Here is a 3,012-nt window from a genome sequence, read left to right on the forward strand (position 1 = left end):
GAACGGCGAGCTGACATCCACGAGGCGTTCCTCAAACTCGCCTGCTGCCTCATCACCCACCGACAACTCAGCTCATTGTGTTAGCCGCTGTTAACGGCAGGAAGTCCCACCAGAGTGTTCGTCCGAGCAGGTCGATGGCTTGACGCTGGAGGCGGAGGCGGACGTGGGCATACACGGTGGCGGTAACACCGATGTGGGCGTGACCGACACCGCCCGCCGCCGGGCGATCGCCGCGGAGGGCGGGGCGCCGGCCGAGGGCTTCCTGGTCCGGCACAACGCACCCGGGGCGGATGCGGAGGTGCACCTCGGGGAGGTCTGGGTCGACCTGGCCGGGCAGCGGGTGAAGTGCTATCTGTTCGCCTTCCGTCTGGCCTACTCGGGCCGGGCGGTGCACCGGATCTCCCGCTCCCCGCGGGTAGCAGGCGTTCTTCGAAGGCCACGTGCACGCCCTGTCCGTACTCGGCGGTTATGTGGGTGACAACTCTTCCACGATTTCGTGTTCCCGGTCGGGACGCCTCCCGTCGAGGAGCTCGCATGGCCTGGCAGCCGCAGTTGGTACGACGTGTTGACGCCGCAGGAAACCCCGCGGCATCGCTCGGGCACGCCCTGGCGACGACTACTTGGAGTTCGTGGCGGCACGCTGTCGGCCGAACACTCTGCCGGCAACCGCCTACGACCTGAAGGTCCTCTTCTCGGTGGTGCCCAAGGAGCCGGCCGACGTCGTCACCGCGGACGTCTTCGCGTTCATCACCGCGCAGAAGAAGCCGCGGCGAGGCCCGAAGGTCGTCCGCCTCGAAGACGGCGAGGCGGGTCTTTCGGCCCGGACCATCAAGCGCCGACTCGCCAGCGTATCCGGGCTGTTCGGCTACCTGACGACTCGCGACGACCTGGCCATCGATCGCACCCCGGTGTCGACGGGTCTGGCCAGCCGCCGCCGCGGCGGCAATCGCGGGGCACCGCTCCTGCGCACGCCCCGCACCCTCCCGCGCGACCTTGTGCCAGGCGAGGTCGAGACGGTCCTCGGCGCCCTGAAAACGGCCCGGGACCGGGCCCATGGTCCTGGCAATGCTGCTGCGCGGACTGCGCCGCTGCGAGGTCCTCGGCCTGCGTCTGGGTGGCCTCTCACCGGGCGAGCGTCGGGTCTTCATCGGCGAGGGCAAGGGCGGCCACCAGCGCCTGATACCCGTCTCCGCCCAGTTCTTCAGCACGGACGGCGACTACCTGGACCGTGAGCGTCCACCGGTCGAGCACGACCGGATCTTCGTGGTGCTGCGCGGGCCGACTCGGGGCCGGCCGCTGTCCGCCGACGGCCTGGACGAGATCCTCGACGGCGTCCGGAAACGGACGGGCCTGCCGAAGTTGACGTGCCATCAGCTACGGCACACCTGCCTGACCTGGCTGAGGGAGGCGGGCATAGCCCTGGAAGCGGTGCAGGCCAAGGGTCGGCCACCGCTCCATCGAATCGATCCGGATTGGTCCAGTCCGACAGCACGAGCGCCGGAATGTGCCAGACCCTGATCGAGCTGCACAGGCCGATGGCCGCCGCGTCGCGTGGGCTGGAGAAGTGGAGCAGTGCGGACTCGACAGCGGCGTCGGTGTCGTCCCGCTCCTGCCCGGCCACAAGCTGACGTCGGTCTTCGACAGGCTCGCTGCCACCTGGTGGGGATCGGGTGTCTCCGGTCCGGCGGGGGCGAGTGGATCGACACGGCCCCGCGGCGCGGCGGGCTGCCGCCGGGCACAACGGCGCGAGGTACACCGCCCGGGATGCGGCACCCGCTCGGGAAGGCCCGCGCGCTCACATGTGGTCAGGAACTCAGCCAGCTCTGGAAGCGCTCGGAAACGGCGGCGTAGTTCTTCATCCACCACTCGGAGTCCAGGTAGAAGCTGTGGTCCAACGTCTGCTCGGTGCCGGGTAGGTCCTTGGCCTGATCGGCCGGGATCTTGGCCAGGGCGGCCTTCGATGTGGGGGTGTAGCCCAGCTTGTTCATGATCCGAAGCTGCGTCTGCGGCCGCAGCGAGTAGCGGACGGCCTTCTGGGCCGCGTCCGGGTTCGGGCCGCCGCGCAGGACGACGAGCTGCTCGACGTCGAGCATGGCCTCGTTCCAGGTGTACTCCAGCTTCACCCCGCTCTGCTGGATCGTCTTGACCCGGGCGAGGTTCAGGTCAGCCGTGACGATCTCGCCGGTGGACACCGCGTTGGTCAGCGAGTTGTTGTCCAGGAACACCGCGTGCGGCTTGATCCGGTCCAGGCTCTGGAAGGCCCGGTCGACGTCCAGCGGGTAGAGCTTTTCGATCGCCACGCCGTCGGCGATGAGGGCGATCTCCAGGGTGAACCACGGCAGTCGCTGGAAGCCGCGCTTGCCGGGGAACTTCTCCACGTCCCACACGTCCGCCCAGGAAGCCAGCTTCCCGTCGATCTTGGCGGCGTTCCAGAAGATGTTGTGGCTGAACTGGTAGTACGGGACGCTGTACGCGGTGGCCAGGTCCGGCTTGGCGAGGTCGGCGCTGTTCAGCACTGACGTGTCCAGCTTCGCCAGCGCCCCGGTCGAGCGCAGTTGGGCCAGGGCGGGGCCTTGGGCGTCGGCTATGTCGTCCTGGGAGCGGTCGGCCTTCGCCATCGCGCTGAGCTTCGAGACGTCGTTGGCGTCCGCCGTGTACTTCACGGTCAGGCCCGCCTGCTTGGCGAAGGGCCCGAACATGGCCTCCTTCATGCTGCTCTGATAGCTGCCGCCGTACCCGGCGTACACCAGTTGTGTGTCGGACGACGGGGAGGTGCCGCACGCGGACAGCAGTCCGGCCAGCCCGCCGGTGGCGAGCGTGCCGGTTGCCGCCGTCCCCAGGCGCAGGAAGTCTCTGCGTCTGAGCGGATCTGTTGGTGCCATGGTGGTGCCCTTTCTGAGGGTGGGGCTGGTGTGTGTGGGGGGGGGTGCCTCTATGTCGTTCGTCAAGGCGCCTATGTCGGGTTTGAGGCGGTTCGGGGTTTCTGGGTTATGCGGCGAGCTCGATGTTCTT

3 protein-coding genes and 1 pseudogene are annotated in these 3,012 nt (G+C 68.4%); 3 read left to right on the plus strand and 1 reads right to left on the minus strand.

What is annotated here, in order from left to right; genetic code table 11:
* The 3 genes and pseudogenes from ACFYTE_RS42245 to ACFYTE_RS42255 form a co-directional block, all read left to right on the plus strand.
* A pseudogene (locus ACFYTE_RS42245) lies at positions 1 to 84 on the plus strand (IS5/IS1182 family transposase); the annotation flags it as partial.
* Between the two features lie 115 nt (positions 85 to 199).
* Positions 200 to 478: a hypothetical protein gene (locus ACFYTE_RS42250; RefSeq protein ID WP_388722628.1), complete on the plus strand. Its 279-nt coding sequence runs from the start codon at positions 200 to 202 to the stop codon at positions 476 to 478.
* A 575-nt stretch (positions 479 to 1,053) separates the two neighbouring features.
* Positions 1,054 to 1,518 (plus strand): tyrosine-type recombinase/integrase, encoded by a 465-nt coding sequence (locus ACFYTE_RS42255; protein ID WP_388722630.1) that lies wholly within the window; start codon positions 1,054 to 1,056, stop codon positions 1,516 to 1,518.
* A 287-nt stretch (positions 1,519 to 1,805) separates the two neighbouring features.
* Here ACFYTE_RS42255 and ACFYTE_RS42260 read toward each other — a convergent pair whose 3' ends face one another.
* Positions 1,806 to 2,882, minus strand: coding sequence for an ABC transporter substrate-binding protein (locus ACFYTE_RS42260; protein WP_388722632.1), 1,077 nt, complete (start codon positions 2,880 to 2,882; stop codon positions 1,806 to 1,808).
* Positions 2,883 to 3,012: the final 130 nt, after the last annotated feature.

Origin of the sequence: Streptomyces sp. NPDC004629 (genome assembly GCF_042873595.1) — a bacterium.
GTDB lineage: Bacteria > Actinomycetota > Actinomycetes > Streptomycetales > Streptomycetaceae > Streptomyces.